Consider the following 14,746-nt stretch of genomic DNA (forward strand, 5'->3'; position numbering starts at 1 on the left):
CCTCGGACAGCGTCCGCAGCCGACGGAGGGCACAGGCCCCGTCGCCGCATGGAACGCCCCCGAACCCCGGACCGCACCCCTCGCCGGCCCCGGGTGGCCCGAGACCGTACCCGCCGGCTCCGTCACCCCCGACGCCGAGTGGTTCGACCTCGACGTCGGGCCGCAATCCGGCGAGTACGCCGACGCCCACCGCTGGTAGGGCCTCCCGCAGCACAGGACCGTGCGACACCCGGACGAGGGTGTCGCACGGTCCTGTACTGCTCGGCAGCGGCCCCGCTCAGACCGCCTTGACCTCGTACGTCGCCACGCGGACTGTGTCGTCGTCGAGACAGCGGCCCGTCTCCAGGTCGAAGCGCTGCTTCAGGAGCGGGGAGGCGACGAACGGGCGGCCCTTGTGGCTGCCGGTGAGGCCGCGGGAGAGGACCGCCGCGCCCGTGAACGGGTCACGGTTGTCGATCGCGTACAGACGGCCCGCACGGTCGGTGAAGACGGCGGCCTGCCGGCCGTCGGGCAGCAGGGCGGCCACGCCCCGTCCCGGGACCAGCCGGTCGAGGCCGCAGACCTCGAACCAGTCGTCCGCCTGACGGAGTTGAACGGTCAGGCCGGTGGTCGTCTCGAGTGCCAGGGTCATCGCTGTGCGCTTCCTTCCAGGACGTCGTCGGCGGGACGCAGGCCGATGCTCAGCAGGGGCAGGTCGGGCTTGATCTGGTCGCGTTCGGGGACGAAGGCGACCACCGGGTCGGGGGTGTCCGGGGCGTTGACGAAGGACACGAACCGGGCGAGCTTCTCCGGGTCGTTGACGGTCTCGGCCCACTCGTCGCGGTAGTGCGCGACATGGGCGGCCATCAGGGCCTCCAGCTCGTCGCAGATGCCGAGCGAGTCGTGCACCACCACGTCCCGCACGTGGTCGAGGCCGCCGGGGATCCGGTCCAGCCAGACGCTGGTGCGCTCCAGCCGGTCGGCGGTGCGGATGTAGAACATCAGGAACCGGTCGATCAGACGGATCAGTTCGGCGTCGGAGAGGTCCTGCGCCAGCAGGTCGGCGTGGCGCGGGGTGGCGCCGCCGTTGCCGCCGACGTACAGGTTCCAGCCGGCCGCGGTGGCGATGACGCCGAAGTCCTTCGACTGGGCCTCCGCGCATTCGCGCTGGCAGCCGGAGACCGCCGACTTCAGCTTGTGCGGCGACCTGAGCCCCCGGTAGCGCAGCTCCAGGTCGATCGCCATCCGCACCGAGTCCTGCACGCCGTACCGGCACCAGGTCTGCCCCACGCAGGACTTCACCGTGCGCAGCGACTTGCCGTACGCGTGCCCGGACTCGAAGCCCGCGTCGACCAGCCGGGCCCAGATCAGCGGCAGCTGCTCCACGCGGGCGCCGAACATGTCGATCCGCTGGCCGCCGGTGATCTTCGTGTAGAGGCCGAAGTCGCGGGCGATCTCACCGATCACGATCAGCTTCTCGGGTGCGATCTCCCCGCCGGGGATGCGCGGCACCACCGAGTACGAGCCGTTCCTCTGCAGGTTGGCGAGGAAGTGGTCGTTGGTGTCCTGCAGGGCCGCCTGCTCGCCGTCCAGGACGTAGGTGCTCGCGCCGATCACGGGCGCCAGGGACGCGATGATCGAGCCGACCGCCGGCTTGCACACCTCGCAGCCGTCGCCGCCGCGCGCCTCCTCCCGGCCGTGGCGGTCGAGCAGCTCGCGGTGGGAGGCGATGCGCAGGGCGAGGACGATCTCGTACAGCTCCTCGCGGGTCTGGGAGAAGCAGCCGCACAGGCCCTTGTCGACCTCGACGCCGTTCGCCTCCAGCTCGGCGTCCAGGAGCTGGCCCAGCACCTTGACGCAACTGCCGCAGCCGGTACCGGCCTTGGTGCACTTCTTCACCTCGGGCACGGTGGTGCAGCTGTGGTCGGTGACCGCGCCGCGGATGGTGCCCTTGGTGACGTTGTGGCAGGAGCAGACGACCGCGTCGTCGGGCAGCGCGGACGGGCCGAGCGCGGCCGGGGCGCCGGCGCCGGCGGGCAGCACCAGCGACTCCGGCGCGACCGGCGGCACCGAGCCGGTGAACGCCCGCAGCGTGCCGTACGCCTCCGCGTCGCCGACCAGGATGCCGCCGAGCAGCGTGCCGTCCTTGCCGATCACCAGCTTCTTGTAGAGGCCCGCGCGGGAGTCGGAGTAGACGACGTCCAGGCAGTCCTCGGCGGTGCCGTGCGCGTCGCCGAAGGACGCCACGTCCACGCCGAGCAGCTTCAGCTTGGTCGACAGGTCCGCGCCGGTGAAGGAGGCCTCGTCCTCGGCGATGGTCGCCGCGGCCGTCTCCGCCTGCTCGTAACCGGGCGCGACCAGGCCGTACACGCGGCCGTCGGAGGCCAGCGCGCACTCGCCGATCGCGAACACCCGCGGGTCCGCGACCGTGCGGCACTGCTCGTCGACGGTGATGCCGCCGCGCTCGCCGACCGTCAGACCGCAGTCGCGGGCCAGTTGGTCGCGGGGGCGGACACCGGCGGAGAACACCACCAGGTCGGTGGCGAGTTCGGAGCCGTCGGACAGTGTCATGCCGGTGACGGCGCCGGAGTCGTCGACCACGATCTCCTGGGTGCCGACGCCCGTGTGGACGCTCAGCCCCATGTCCTCGATGGTGCGCAGCAGCGCCGCGCCGCCGCCCTCGTCGACCTGCACCGGCATCAGCCGCGGCGCGAACTCCACGATGTGCGACGTGAGTCCGAGGCCCTTGAGCGCGCCGGCTGCCTCCAGGCCGAGCAGGCCGCCGCCGACCACCGCGCCGGTCTTCGCCCTGCTCCGCGCGTACTCCTCGATGGCGAGCAGGTCCTCGATGGTGCGGTAGACGAAGCAGCCCTCGGCGTCCTTGTTCGGCACCGGCGGCACGAACGGGTAGGAGCCGGTCGCCAGCACGAGGACGTCGTACCCGACGACCAGGCCCGAGCGGGCGGTCACCGTGCGCGCCTCGCGGTCCACGTGCTCGGCCGGGTCGCCGACGTGCAGCTCGATGCCGTGGTCCTCGATGAACGTCAGGTCCGTCAGCGACAGGTCCTCGGGCGTCCGCCCCGAGAAGTACGAGGTGAGCTGCACGCGGTCGTAGGCCGGACGCGGCTCCTCGCACAGCACGACCACGCGGTGCGTGGCGGTGAGGCCGCGCTCGGCGAGCGCCTCCAGGAAGCGCTGGCCGACCATGCCGTGGCCGACGAGCACGATGGTCGAGGTGTCCGTGGGCATCAGGAGCCTCCGTCGTTGGTGAGCAGGTGGAGCAGGGGCCCGCCGTCGGACGGGAGCGGCTCTGCTCCCTCCCAGGCGCGCGCGAGGGCGCCGACGGTGCCGAGTTCGCCGACCAGCACCCCGCCGACCAGGCGGTCGTCGCGGACCACGACCTTGCGGTACGTGCCGCGGGTGGCGTCGGCGAGCTGCACCACGTCGTCGCCCGGAAGCACCTCGGTCTCGCCGAACGCGGCCAGGTCGAAGGGGCTGTCCGGGCCGGTCAGGGTGAGCCGGGTGAGCGAGCGGGTGCCCGTGTAGCGGGCGGTGGTGTCCCCGGCGAGCAGGGCGGCGAGCGCGTCGGCCTGTTCCAGCGCCGGCGCGGCCAGCCCGTACACGGTGCCGGCGTGCCGCACGCAGTCGCCGACCGCGTGGACGTACGGGTCCGAGGTGCGCAGCTCGTCGTCGACGACGACGCCCTTGGCCACGTCGAGGCCCGCGGCCTGCGCGAGGGACACCCTCGGATGCACCCCGCAGGCCAGCACCACCAGGTCGGCGTCCAGGGCGTAGCCGTCGGCCATCTCCACCGAGCGGACCGCGCCGCCGACGCAGCGCACGTCGCGCACCCGGCACTCGGTGTGCACCTCCACGCCGAGCCCGGTCAGATGGCGTCGGACCAGTGCGGAGGCGGCCGGGTCGAGCTGGCGCTCCATGAGCCGCTCGGACTGCTGGGCGAGCACCACCTGCGCGCCGCGCACGGCCAGCGCGCGGGCCGCGGACACGCCGAGCAGACCGCCGCCGATCACCACCGCCCGCACGCCCGGCCGCACCTCGGCGGACAGGCCCAGGCAGTCGTCCAGGGTGCGGAACGCGTGCACGCCCCGGGGCAGCTCGTGGTCCTCGGTGAACAGGCCGCGCAGCGGCGGCAGGACGGGGTTGGAGCCGGTGGCCAGCACCAGCCGCCCGTAGGCGATCTCCGTGCCGTCCGCGCAGGCGACGGTCCGCCGGTCCCGGTCGATGCCGGTGACCCGGGCGCGGACCAGCTCCGCGGGGGCGGGCAGGGCGATCACCTCGGGCCGGTAGCGCCCGGCGAGCACCTCGGCGAGCAGCACCCGGTTGTACGGCGGGTGCTCCTCCTCGCCGATCAGCGTCACGGGCGTGCCCAGCTCGCCGAGCCGCCGGGCGAGACGTACGCCCGCGAGGCCGGAGCCGATCACCACCACACGCTCGTTCGAGGTCATGTCATGAGCGTGCGGGGCGGGTGTTACCCGGTGGCATCCCCTCTGTTTCCCGCGCGGAACGCTGCCCTCAGCGGCCGGGGGCGCGGAATGTGAGGCTTCCGGAGGCCGTTGCGGAGCGGGTGTGAGGAGGTCAACCTCAACAAACGCTCATCTCGATGGACGCAGCATCTATCCGCTTCATAGGGTCGCGGCCATGCCCGACATATCGCTGACCACGGTCGTCCTGCTCTGCGTGGCCGCGCTCGCCGCCGGCTGGATCGACGCCGTGGTGGGCGGCGGAGGGCTGCTGCTCCTGCCCGCCCTGCTGCTCGGCCTGCCCGCCGGCACCCCCGCCGCGCACGCGCTGGGCACCAACAAGGCGGTCGCGATCGTAGGCACCACGGGCGCGGCGGTGACGTACGTCCGCAAGGCGCCGGTGGACGTGCGGACCGCGGTGCGGATCGGGCTGGCCGCCCTCGCCGGGTCGTCGGGCGGGGCGTTCCTCGCGGCCGGGATGAGCACGGAGGTGCTCAAGCCGGTGATCATGGTGGTGCTGCTCGCGGTGGCCGCCTTCGTCATCCTGAGGCCGGCCTTCGGCACCGCGCCCGCGCCGGGTCCGGCGACCCGCCGGCAGATCCTCGCCGCGATCGGCCTGGCCGGCCTGGGCATCGGCTTCTACGACGGCCTGATCGGTCCCGGCACCGGCACGTTCCTCGTCCTGGCGCTCACCGCCCTGCTCCACCTCGACCTGGTCACCGCCTCCGCCACCGCGAAGATCGTCAACTGCTGCACCAACGCGGGCGCGCTCGCCACCTTCGCCTGGCAGGGCGCGGTGCTGTGGCAACTGGCGGCCCTGATGGCGGTCTTCAACCTCGCCGGCGGCACGCTGGGCGCCCGCACCGCCCTGAAGCGCGGCAGCGGCTTCGTCCGCGTGGTCCTGCTGACGGTGGTGTTCGCACTGGTGGCGAACATGGCGTACGAGCAGTGGCTGGCGTAGGCCTGTGCGAGCCGGCGTCCGGTGGGGATACTGGGCGGGACCCATGATCACCTCAGGAGAGGCACGGCCATCGCCAGACCCACGGTCACCGCACCGTTGAGAGCCGCTCTCGCCGCCGCAGCCGTCTGCGCGGCCGCCACCGCCTGCGGCACAACGCCCGAGCCCGACGCGAAGGCGGCGATCTCCCCGCCCGCGACGGACACCGTCGCCCCTCCCGTCACCGCCGTGATGCCCGATGTCACCGGCGGCAACGCGCTCCGCGCCCAGGAGCAGATGGACGGCACCCAGGTCCGCTTCGAGGACGCCACGGGCAAGGACCGCGAGGTGGTGGACCCGCAGGCCTGGCGCATCTGCGACAGCAGGCCGGGGGCGAACCAGCAGATCACGTCGTACCCGGTGGTGCTCCTGGTGGTCCCGGCGGCGGAGACCTGTCCGGAGGGGGCGGCCGGCTGAGGCGCGGGCGGCGCGCGGCCGGGCGGGGCCGTGCGGGCGAAGCCGGCTGGTGACAGGCCTCCGGCCTCGCGGCGGGGGAGGGCGTCCGGGTGCGAGGGCGGAGGACCTGCGCGGACGCCGCGCCGATGGAGTGCCCGAGCGGCCGGAGTCCCGGACCGCCGGGGCTCCGAACCCGAGGAGAGCTTCGGCTGTCGGAGCACAGGGCTTCCGGACCACGGAGCCCCCGCCGGGTCCGGGCAGGTGGGTCGTCAGGCGCGCCGGGCGGTCCCGCCGTCAGGGCGTCGGGATCCCGGGGGCGCCCGGCAGCCGGGGCGCCCGGTCGGGAAGGCCTCCCGGAGGGGTCAGCGGGTGCCCGTCAGGTGGGCGTAGACCACCACGTTGCCCCGGTAGCCCGTCGTGGGGGAGTAGCCCGCGCCGCAGGTGATGACGCGGAGTTCCGGGCGGGCGGACGCGCCGTAGACCTTGTCGTCGGGGAAGTCGCGGGCGTCGTACGCCTCGACCGCGTCCACCGTGAACACCGCGACCGTGCCGTCACGCCGGCCGATCTCGATCGTGCTGCCCTTGCGCAGGGCGCCGAGGGAGTAGAAGACCGCCGGGCCGTCCTCGTTGTCGACGTGGCCCGCGACGATCGCCGTGCCCCGCTCGCCGGGCGTCGCGCCGGCCTCGTACCAGCCGGCCAGGTCCGGGCGGTCCGCCGGCGGCACGTCCAGGGAGCCCGCCGGGGTCAGCCCCAGGCCCGTCAGCGGGGCGTCCACGCCGATCGCCGGGATCCGCACCCGGTCGGGCGGCGACGGCGGCAGCGCGGGCGCCCCGGACCGCGCCGGGCCGTGCGCGTCGAGTTCCGAGTGGGCCTGCGCGGCGGACGGCTGCGGCGGGGCGTCGCCCCTGCCGTCCCGCAGCAGCACGGCCCCCGCGCACAGGGCGCACACCGTGACGGCGGCTATCGCTGCGTTGCCCGGACTCCCGGTCCGGCGGAACCTGCGGCGCATGGGGTGACCTCACCTCGAGTCGGCCCCGTGCCCCCTCCGGGCCGCGAGGGGCGTCGGACCCGGAGGGGGAGGGGATTGCGGTACCAGCGGGACGGGCAGCGGAGGATGCCCGTCAGATCCCGTCGCCTCTCGCCCGGCGATGCAGGAGCCAGGTACCGCCCGCGGCGGCGACGGCGAGGGCCGTCACGCCTGCCGCGGTCTGCACGGGGTCGGTGCCCAGCGCGCCACCGACCCCCGTCTTCACGCTTCCTCGCGGGACCACCAGTTCCGCATCGGGCGTCAGCGTCACCACGAGGTCCCCGGTCACCCGGCGCCCGCTCCCGGCGCACGCGACGACGATCTCGTACGTCCCCGGCTGTGCGCTCGGCGGCACCTGGAACTGCCCGATCGCCTCCCCCTCGTGCGTGCTCGGCGCCAGCGTGAACCGGCCCGCGCCCACGGCGGAGGCGTCGCCCGCCGCCGTGCCCTCCTCGCCGCACGCGGCGGTGTTCGCCGAGACCTGCGCGCCCGGGGCGACGGACGACGGGTACATCCGCAGACCGGAGGTCGACGGGCCGGGGGCCTCCCCGGCGTACGCGGGGGAGGCGAGAAGCCCCGCGGTGGCCACGGCGAGTGCGGCGCCGGTCGTGCCGGTCAGCAGCCGGGCGGTACGTCGCATCGATGCTCCCTCGAGCTCACGGAGGTGACCCGGCCCGCGGCACCCCCATGTGCCGCCGTCGACCGCGTCCCTGCTCCTCCGAGGTAAGTGCCCCCGCGCCCGCACCGCTCCCTGAGGGGGCGTCAGGGCGGCGGCTGAACGGGTGTCAGGGGAGCCGGGGCCCTCCCGGGCGGGAGCGCCTTTCCGCAGGTCAGGAGTGCGACGGGCGGAGGAGGGGTGGCGTGCGGGCGGATTGGGCCGGGCGGGGCGGCGAAGGGCTGACCGGGCGAGGGCCCACGGGGGTGCCCGCTCGGGGAGCAGGCGCGCTCACCCCCGCCAGTCCCCGCCCTCCACCCGCGTCCCCCGCGCCCGCAGCCGGGCCGCGACCGCCGGTGCGGCGACGTACAGCCACGCCTGGACCTCCGTGCCGTCCGCCTCCCGCACGACCGGCCGCTCCACCCGGTCGTACAGGTTCCGCGGGTCGCCCGGCACGTACTCCTCCAGGCGGTCCAGCAGCGTCAGCAGTTCCGCGTACGCCTCCGGCCGCGCGGTGACCAGTTCCCCCCGCACCTCGCCCTCCGGGCCCTCGACGGCGTACGGATAGCCGGGCCCCTCGTACAGCACCGCCCCCCGCAGCAGGGCCGGTTCCTCACGCGCCGTGCGGCCGCGCAGGAAGCGGTCGTGGTTGATCTCGCCGGGGCGGAGGGTGCCGTAGACGAAGAAGGGGAGGTTCACTCGCTTCACCTGCGCGGACAGTCGGCGGAGCCCCTCTGCACGGAAGTGCCACCGGAGCCTTGCGGGAACGATTCTCTCCCCTCACACACCCCCACATTCGCGCTATGGACATGACAGTCGGGGCGCCACTTGAATCGCGGGCACCACCCGCGCCGCCCCGCTCCCCACCCACGTCGGGGCGCCCGTTCCAGGAGACCGCTTGAGCCCGATACGGCATGCCCGACGTTCCCGTCTCGCCGCCGCGGGGGCCGCCGTCACCGGCGCCGCCCTGCTGGCCGCCGCCCTCACCCCCACCACCGCCGGCGCGGCCGACCGCCCCACCCGCGCCGCCGCGATCGACGCCGCCGCCTCCGTCCTGGCCGAGCAGGCCGGCGCCCTCGGCATCACCGCCGCCCAGAGGACGAAGGTCCGCGACGTCGTCGTCGACGCGGACGGCAGCCGCCACGTCCGCTACGACCGCACCTACCGCGGACTCCCCGTGCTGGGCGGCGACTTCGTGCTGCACCTCGCCCCCGACGGGTCCTACCGCGACGTCACCCGCGCCACCCGCGCCGTGATCGACCTGCCCACCGTCTCCCCGCGCCTCGCCGCGCCCCGCGCCGCCGACCTCGCCGCGAACCTGCTGCGCGCCGCACACCTCGGCGAGACCCTGAACCGGCTCACCGCCCGCCCGCAGCTGGTGGTCGACGCCCTGCACGGCGCCCCCCGCCTCGCCTGGCGCACCGACGCCGCCGCCCAGGACTCCGCCGGCAACCCGGTCGCCCGCACCGTCCTCACCGACGCGCACACCGGCGCCCGCATCGACGCCTGGGACCGCCTGGAGAGCGTCTCCGGCGACGGCAGGTCCCTGTACGGCGGCACGGTTCCGCTCGAGACCACGCGGACCGCGTCCGGGTACGAGCTGAAGGACCCCACCCGCGGCGGCACCTACACCGGCGACGCGGGCAACGGCACCGACCTGTGCGTCCTCGTCGTCTGCGTGATCCGCGCCCCCGCCCCCGTCGTCACCGACGCCGACAACCACTGGGGCACCGGCACCACCGCCGACCGCGCCACGGTCGCCGTGGACGCCCAGTACGGCACCAACGTCACCTGGGACTACTACGAGGACACGCACGGCCGCCGGGGCATAGCCGGCGACGGCAAGGGCTCGTACAACCGCGTCCACTACGGCAACGCCTACAACAACGCCTTCTGGGACGACCGCTGCTTCTGCATGACCTACGGCGACGGCGACGGCACCCAGATGGGCCCGCTGGTCTCCCTGGACGTCGCCGGGCACGAGATGACCCACGGCGTCACCTCGAAGACGGCCGGGCTGACCTACTCCGGCGAGTCCGGCGGCCTGAACGAGGCCACCTCCGACATCTTCGGCACGCTGGTGGAGTTCCACGCGGCCAACGCGCAGGACCCGGGCGACTGGCTGATCGGCGAGGAGATCGTCCGCGACGGCTTCGGGAAGGACGCCCTGCGCTACATGGACCGTCCCTCCAAGGACGGCAAGTCGGCGGACTGCTGGGACGCGTCGGTCAAGGACCTCGACGTCCACTACTCGTCCGGCGTCGCCAACCACTTCGCCTACCTGCTCGCCGAGGGCAGCGGCGCGAAGACCCTGGGCGGCGTCGCCCACAACTCCCCGACCTGCGACGGCTCCACGGTCACCGGCATCGGCCGCGCCAAGCTCGGCACGATCTGGTACCGCGCGCTGACGGTCCACATGACCTCGTCGACCGACTACGCCGGCGCCCGCACCGCCACCCTGAAGGCGGCGGCGGACCTCTACGGCGAGGGCGGCGCCGAGCACAAGGCGGTCGCGGCCGCCTGGAGCGCGGTGGGCGTGGGCTGACCCGGGGTTCGTTCCGGAGGCGGTGCGCTCATGGGCGTACCGCCTCCAGACGTACCGCGCACGCCTTGAACTCCGGCATCCGGGACGTCGGGTCGAGGGCGGGGTTGGTCAGGGTGTTGGCGCGGCCCTCACCGGCCCAGTGGAACGGCATGAACACCGTGTCCGCCCGGATCGACGTGGTGATCCGGGCCGGCGCCACCGCCCGGCCGCGTCGCGACACCACGGCCACCGGCTCGCCCTCGGCCGCGCCGATCCGCTGCGCGAGCCGCGGGTGCAGCTCCACGAACGGGCCGGGCGCGGCGGAGTTCAGCTCGTCCACCCGCCGCGTCTGCGCGCCGGACTGGTACTGCGCCACGACCCGCCCGGTGGTGAGCAGCACCGGGTACTCCTCGTCGGGCTCCTCCGCGACCGCCCGGTGCGACACCGGCACGAACCGCGCCCGGCCGTCCTCGGTGGCGAACCGGTCGAGGAAGAGGCGGGGGGTGCCGGGGTGGACGGTCTCCTCGGCAGTCTCCCGCTGGTCGGGGCACGGCCAGAAGACCCCGTTCTCCTCGACGAGCCGCCGGTAGGTGATCCCCGAGTAGTCCGCGGGCCCGCCCTCGCTCGCCCGGCGCAGCTCCTCGAAGACCTCCGCCGGGTCGGTCGGGAAGCGCTTCTCGGGGCTGCCCTCGCCGCCCAGCCGCGCCGCCAGCCCGTGCAGCACCTCCAGGTCGCTGCGCACGCCCGGCGGCGGGGTGATCGCCCGGCGGCGCAGCAGCACCCGGCCCTCCAGGCTGGTGGTGGTGCCCGTCTCCTCCGCCCACTGCGTCACCGGCAGGACGACGTGGGCGAGTTCGGCCGTCTCCGACAGCACCACGTCGCACACCGCGAGGAAGTCCAGCGAGCGGATGCGCGCCTCGACGTGCGCGGCGCGCGGCGCCGACACCACCGGGTTGGAGCCCATCAGCAGCAGCGCGCGGATGTCCGTGCCCAGCGCGTCCAGCAGTTCGTAGGCGCTGCGGCCCGGTCCCGGAAGACTGTCGGGGTCGACGCCCCACACCTGCGCGACGTGCGCCCGCGCCGCGGGGTCGGTCAGCTTGCGGTAGCCGGGCAACTGGTCGGCCTTCTGGCCGTGTTCACGCCCGCCCTGTCCGTTGCCCTGCCCGGTCAGACAGCCGTACCCGGACAGCGGGCGGCCGGGCCGGCCGGTCGCCAGGGCCAGGTTGATCCAGGCGCTCACCGTGTCGGTGCCCTTGGCCTGCTGCTCCGGGCCGCGCGCGGTGAGCACCATCGCGTTCTCCGGCTCGCAGAACAGCCGTACGGCCTCGCGGAGTTGCGGGACGGAGACGCCGGTGATGCGCTCCACGTACTCCGGCCAGTGCGCCATCGCCGCGGCCCGGGTGTCCTCCCAGCCGGTCGTGCGCTCCCGGATGTACTCCTCGTCGGTGCGGCCCTCGGCGACGACCAGGTGCAGCAGGCCCAGGGCCAGCGCGAGGTCCGTGCCGGGGCGCGGCGCCAGATGCAGGTCGGCCTGCTCGGCGGTGCGCGTGCGGCGCGGGTCGACGACGATCAGGGTGCCGCCGTTCTCCTTCAGCTCGGTGAAGTAGCGCAGCGCCGGCGGCATGGTCTCGGCAGGGTTGGAGCCGACGAGGATGACACATCCGGTCCTCGGGATGTCCTCCAGCGGGAACGGCAGCCCGCGGTCGAGGCCGAACGCCCTGCCTCCCGCCGCGGCGGCCGACGACATGCAGAAGCGGCCGTTGTAGTCGATCTGCGAGGTGCCCAGCACCACCCGGGCGAACTTCCCCAGCGAGTACGCCTTCTCGTTCGTCAGCCCGCCCCCGCCGAACACGCCGACCGCGTCCGAGCCGTGGGCCGCGCGGGCGCCGCCGATCCCCTCGGCGATCCGGTCCAGCGCCTCCTCCCAGGAGGCCGGCTCCAGCGTGCCCGCCGCCGACCTGACCAGCGGCGAGGTCAGCCGCACGGCCGACGACAGCACGGCCGGCGAGGTCCGCCCCTTCCCGCACAGCGCCCCCCGGTTCACCGGGAAGTCCGCGCGCTCGCTCACCTCGACGCTCCGCCCGTCGGCGGCCGGCGTCAGGTTCATGCCGCACTGCAGCGCGCAGTAGGGGCAGTGCGTGGACGTCAGGGTGTTTCGCATACGGCCAGGCTGCGGCGCCGGTGTTACGCACCACGCCGACCGCTGTTACACCCCGGACACGACGACCTCTCTGCCGCCGGACGACCCCGGTGAGGCACCGCCGCGCCTGCCTCAGATGCCGACGAGCCGGACACGGTCCCTGCACAGCCGCGCCATGTCGTCGATGTCGGAGGTCAGTATGACCACGGGGCCCGGCTGGCGCAGCGCCATCTCGGCCACCGTCGCGTCGATCGCGTACTTGTGCCCGTGCAGGCCGGCCGCTTTGAGCAGCTCCGCAGCCGCTCTCGCTGCCTGCTCGGTCACCGGCTCGACCCTGACGCGGGACAGCGCCCACCGCATCCGGGCGGTGTTCACCCGTGCGTGACTCACCTCGACGATGGTGTTGGCTCCGACGACGAAGTCGGCTCCCGCCGAGTGGAACACCTGGAACATCGCGGCGATCTTGCGGTCCTGCGCGATCCAGGCGGAGAGCCCTTCGGCGTCCAGGACGACCGTCTCGACGTGCCCGCTCACGCCGCGCTCGCCGAGCCGCCGGCCTCGGTGTCGTCGAAGATCCGGGAGCGGGCCTCTGCCAGTTCCTCCTCGGTGAAGGCGCCGTACTCCTCCTGATGACGCAGGAGATCCGCCCCGAGCAACTGGTACCGCAGCTGACGAGCCACGGCTTCGGCGACATAGCCGGAGACGTTGTCGGTGAGCTTCTTCAGCTCGGCGACCTGCTCCGTCGGGAGGGTCACCGTGATGCGCGTCGTATCCGCCATGGGTAAAAGCATACTCCGGTATGCGCGCGGGAGCTGTCAGCCCGGCGTGCCGGACCCCTCCGCGTCCGCCAGCGCCCTCCGCACCCCCGGCTCCCGAGGCCCCAGGAAGTGCGGATCCGGCCGGAACGCCGCGTCCAGCGCCGCCTTGCCCGCCGCCAGGACCTCGCGGGCGCCGCCGTAGTACCAGGTGACGTCGTGGCGATCGTCCACCCCGACGCCGTACGACGTGACGCCGGCCGCCTCGCACAGGGCCACCGCGCGGCGGATGTGGAAGCCCTGGCTGATCAGGACCGCGCGGTCCACCCCGAAGATCTTCCGGGCGCGGACGCAGGAGTCCCAGGTGTCGAAGCCCGCGTAGTCGCTGACGATCCGCGTGTCCGGCACCCCGTGCCGGGTCAGGTAGGCGCGCATCGCGTCCGGCTCGTCGTAGTCCTTCCGGCTGTTGTCGCCGGTGACCAGCACCACCCGGATCCGCCCCGCGCGGTACAGCTCCGCCGCCGCGTCCAGCCGGTGCGCCAGATACGGCGACGGCTCCCCGTCCCACAGGCCCGCGCCGAACACCACGGCCACCTCGGTGCGCGGCACGTCGGCGACGGTGCGCAGCCGGTCGCCGGTGCTCAGCCGCAGCCAGGTCGCCGGCAGCAGTGCCAGTACGCACACCGCCGCCAGGGCCTGCACCAGCCGCCGCTGTCCCGCACGGGTGCGCGGCAGCCGTGGACGGCGGACGGTGATACGGCGCATGGGACGGCCTCCCCCGGGTCGGTCCATGACTCGGTAGACGTGCGGCAGGCACCTCCGGTTCGCCTTCTGTGACCGGCCTCACCGGCGGCCGTCGCCTCACACCGCCCCTCGCCCCCGCGTGAACACCCCGCAAACACCCGTGACCCCGGCGCAACGGCAGGGCAACCTCGCCCGGTCACGCTCGCTGCATGACGGCGTACCCGATGCACCCCGGCGCCCGGCCCCGCCCGGCCGCCCCGCCCCCCACCCTCGTCGTGGTGGCCCACGGCAGCCGCGACCCGCGCGCCCTGGCCACCGCGCTGCGGCTGCTGGAGCGGGTCCGCGCGCTGCGCCCCGGTCTGCCCGTGCACCTCGGGCACATCGAGCTGAACGCCCCGCTGCTCCCCGACACCCTGGACGAGCTGGCCGCGTCCGGCGCCGGCTCGGCCGTACTGGTGCCGCTGCTGTTCGGCCGCGGCCACCACGTCACCCGGGACATCCCCGACGCCGCCGCCGAGGCGCCCCTGCCCACCCGCGTCGCCGACCCGCTCGGCGCGCACCCCTTGCTCGTCGACGCCCTGCACGCCCGGCTCACCGAGGCGGGCTGGCAGCCGCCCCGGGACGCCGAGGAGCGCCGCCGCGGCGCCGTGGTGCTGGCCGCCGCCGGGTCCCGCGCGCCCGCCTCCCGCGCCGACACCGAGCGCATCGCCGCCCTGCTCGCCGCCCGCATCGGCGTGCCCGTCGTCCCCGCCTACGCCTCCGCAGCCGCGCCCACCGTCCTCGAGGCGGTCCGCGCCCTCGCCGCCCGCGGCCGTACCCGGGTCGCCGTCGCCTCCTGCTTCACCGCGCCCGGCCGGTTCGCCGCCGAGTGCGCGGACGCGGCCCCCGGCACCGTCTCCGACCCGCTGGGCACCCACCCCGCGATGGCCCGCCTCCTCCTCCACCGCTACGACCAGGCACTGCGGACCGCCGCCCCGGTCACCGGACCGGCCGCCCTCGCGACCGCCTGACACGGCCACCGGTGTCCGGGATGTCACCGGCCGGGGC

14 protein-coding genes are annotated in these 14,746 nt (G+C 74.6%); 4 read left to right on the plus strand and 10 right to left on the minus strand.

Going from position 1 to position 14,746, the window contains the following annotated elements:
- Window positions 1-277: 277 nt before the first annotated feature.
- The 3 genes from nirD to ACQY0Z_RS13070 are packed head-to-tail and all read right to left on the minus strand — an operon-like array spanning window position 278 to window position 4,445.
- Complete coding sequence (gene nirD, locus ACQY0Z_RS13060) at window positions 278-631, minus strand: nitrite reductase small subunit NirD (RefSeq protein ID WP_439812295.1); 354 nt, start codon at window positions 629-631, stop codon at window positions 278-280.
- Window positions 628-3,228, minus strand: coding sequence for a nitrite reductase large subunit NirB (gene nirB / locus ACQY0Z_RS13065; RefSeq protein WP_439812296.1), 2,601 nt, complete (start codon window positions 3,226-3,228; stop codon window positions 628-630). Before nirB ends, nirD begins: the two co-directional genes overlap by 4 nt.
- Window positions 3,228-4,445 carry an NAD(P)/FAD-dependent oxidoreductase gene (locus ACQY0Z_RS13070; RefSeq protein ID WP_381726390.1) on the minus strand — a complete coding sequence of 406 codons (1,218 nt, stop codon included), beginning with the start codon at window positions 4,443-4,445 and terminating at the stop codon, window positions 3,228-3,230. Before ACQY0Z_RS13070 ends, nirB begins: the two co-directional genes overlap by 1 nt.
- Before the next feature lie 193 nt (window positions 4,446-4,638).
- Here ACQY0Z_RS13070 and ACQY0Z_RS13075 point away from each other — a divergent pair, with 193 nt between their 5' ends.
- Complete coding sequence (locus ACQY0Z_RS13075; protein WP_189901736.1) at window positions 4,639-5,421, plus strand: sulfite exporter TauE/SafE family protein; 783 nt, start codon at window positions 4,639-4,641, stop codon at window positions 5,419-5,421.
- 96 nt (window positions 5,422-5,517) lie between these two features.
- The gene (locus ACQY0Z_RS13080; RefSeq protein ID WP_254586207.1) at window positions 5,518-5,874 is read left to right on the plus strand and encodes a hypothetical protein; all 357 of its coding nucleotides are present in this window, start codon (window positions 5,518-5,520) and stop codon (window positions 5,872-5,874) included.
- 341 nt (window positions 5,875-6,215) lie between these two features.
- Here ACQY0Z_RS13080 and ACQY0Z_RS13085 read toward each other — a convergent pair whose 3' ends face one another.
- From ACQY0Z_RS13085 to ACQY0Z_RS13095, 3 genes are all read right to left on the minus strand, one after another.
- Window positions 6,216-6,863, minus strand: coding sequence for a class F sortase (locus ACQY0Z_RS13085; RefSeq protein ID WP_189901732.1), 648 nt, complete (start codon window positions 6,861-6,863; stop codon window positions 6,216-6,218).
- Between the two features lie 112 nt (window positions 6,864-6,975).
- On the minus strand, window positions 6,976-7,521 hold the full coding sequence (locus tag ACQY0Z_RS13090) for a hypothetical protein (protein ID WP_189901730.1): 546 nt from the start codon (window positions 7,519-7,521) through the stop codon (window positions 6,976-6,978).
- A 306-nt stretch (window positions 7,522-7,827) separates the two neighbouring features.
- Window positions 7,828-8,235 carry a gamma-glutamylcyclotransferase family protein gene (locus tag ACQY0Z_RS13095; RefSeq protein ID WP_189901728.1) on the minus strand — a complete coding sequence of 136 codons (408 nt, stop codon included), beginning with the start codon at window positions 8,233-8,235 and terminating at the stop codon, window positions 7,828-7,830.
- A gap of 199 nt (window positions 8,236-8,434) precedes the next feature.
- Between ACQY0Z_RS13095 and ACQY0Z_RS13100 the strand changes: the two genes are divergently transcribed.
- Window positions 8,435-10,081 (plus strand): M4 family metallopeptidase, encoded by a 1,647-nt coding sequence (locus ACQY0Z_RS13100; protein ID WP_189901726.1) that lies wholly within the window; start codon window positions 8,435-8,437, stop codon window positions 10,079-10,081.
- A gap of 28 nt (window positions 10,082-10,109) precedes the next feature.
- Here ACQY0Z_RS13100 and ACQY0Z_RS13105 read toward each other — a convergent pair whose 3' ends face one another.
- The 4 genes from ACQY0Z_RS13105 to ACQY0Z_RS13120 form a co-directional block, all read right to left on the minus strand.
- On the minus strand, window positions 10,110-12,221 hold the full coding sequence (locus tag ACQY0Z_RS13105; RefSeq protein WP_439812297.1) for a molybdopterin oxidoreductase family protein: 2,112 nt from the start codon (window positions 12,219-12,221) through the stop codon (window positions 10,110-10,112).
- Window positions 12,222-12,332: 111 nt separating this feature from the next.
- Complete coding sequence (locus tag ACQY0Z_RS13110; protein ID WP_028961267.1) at window positions 12,333-12,734, minus strand: hypothetical protein; 402 nt, start codon at window positions 12,732-12,734, stop codon at window positions 12,333-12,335.
- Entirely contained in the window at window positions 12,731-12,979 is a 249-nt protein-coding gene (locus ACQY0Z_RS13115) for a hypothetical protein (protein ID WP_019523206.1), read from the minus strand. Before ACQY0Z_RS13115 ends, ACQY0Z_RS13110 begins: the two co-directional genes overlap by 4 nt.
- Window positions 12,980-13,015: 36 nt before the next feature.
- Window positions 13,016-13,720, minus strand: a complete 705-nt coding sequence (locus ACQY0Z_RS13120; RefSeq protein WP_254588587.1) for a SanA/YdcF family protein — start codon at window positions 13,718-13,720, stop codon at window positions 13,016-13,018.
- Between the two features lie 188 nt (window positions 13,721-13,908).
- Here ACQY0Z_RS13120 and ACQY0Z_RS13125 point away from each other — a divergent pair, with 188 nt between their 5' ends.
- Window positions 13,909-14,709 carry a sirohydrochlorin chelatase gene (locus tag ACQY0Z_RS13125; protein ID WP_439812298.1) on the plus strand — a complete coding sequence of 267 codons (801 nt, stop codon included), beginning with the start codon at window positions 13,909-13,911 and terminating at the stop codon, window positions 14,707-14,709.
- Window positions 14,710-14,746: the final 37 nt, after the last annotated feature.

The organism is Streptomyces sp. P9-2, assembly GCF_051903975.1.
GTDB lineage: Bacteria > Actinomycetota > Actinomycetes > Streptomycetales > Streptomycetaceae > Streptomyces > Streptomyces cellulosae.

Excerpts from the sequence above, each read along its gene's own strand:
- ACQY0Z_RS13125 (WP_439812298.1), top strand. The coding sequence starts at position 13,909 with ATGACGGCGTACCCGATGCACCCCGGCGCCCGGCCCCGCCCGGCCGCC.
- ACQY0Z_RS13090 (WP_189901730.1), bottom strand. The coding sequence starts at position 7,521 with ATGCGACGTACCGCCCGGCTGCTGACCGGCACGACCGGCGCCGCACTC.
- nirD (WP_439812295.1), bottom strand. The coding sequence starts at position 631 with ATGACCCTGGCACTCGAGACGACCACCGGCCTGACCGTTCAACTCCGT.
- ACQY0Z_RS13105 (WP_439812297.1), bottom strand. The coding sequence starts at position 12,221 with ATGCGAAACACCCTGACGTCCACGCACTGCCCCTACTGCGCGCTGCAG.
- ACQY0Z_RS13075 (WP_189901736.1), top strand. The coding sequence starts at position 4,639 with ATGCCCGACATATCGCTGACCACGGTCGTCCTGCTCTGCGTGGCCGCG.
- ACQY0Z_RS13085 (WP_189901732.1), bottom strand. The coding sequence starts at position 6,863 with ATGCGCCGCAGGTTCCGCCGGACCGGGAGTCCGGGCAACGCAGCGATA.
- ACQY0Z_RS13120 (WP_254588587.1), bottom strand. The coding sequence starts at position 13,720 with ATGCGCCGTATCACCGTCCGCCGTCCACGGCTGCCGCGCACCCGTGCG.
- ACQY0Z_RS13070 (WP_381726390.1), bottom strand. The coding sequence starts at position 4,445 with ATGACCTCGAACGAGCGTGTGGTGGTGATCGGCTCCGGCCTCGCGGGC.
- ACQY0Z_RS13115 (WP_019523206.1), bottom strand. The coding sequence starts at position 12,979 with ATGGCGGATACGACGCGCATCACGGTGACCCTCCCGACGGAGCAGGTC.
- nirB (WP_439812296.1), bottom strand. The coding sequence starts at position 3,228 with ATGCCCACGGACACCTCGACCATCGTGCTCGTCGGCCACGGCATGGTC.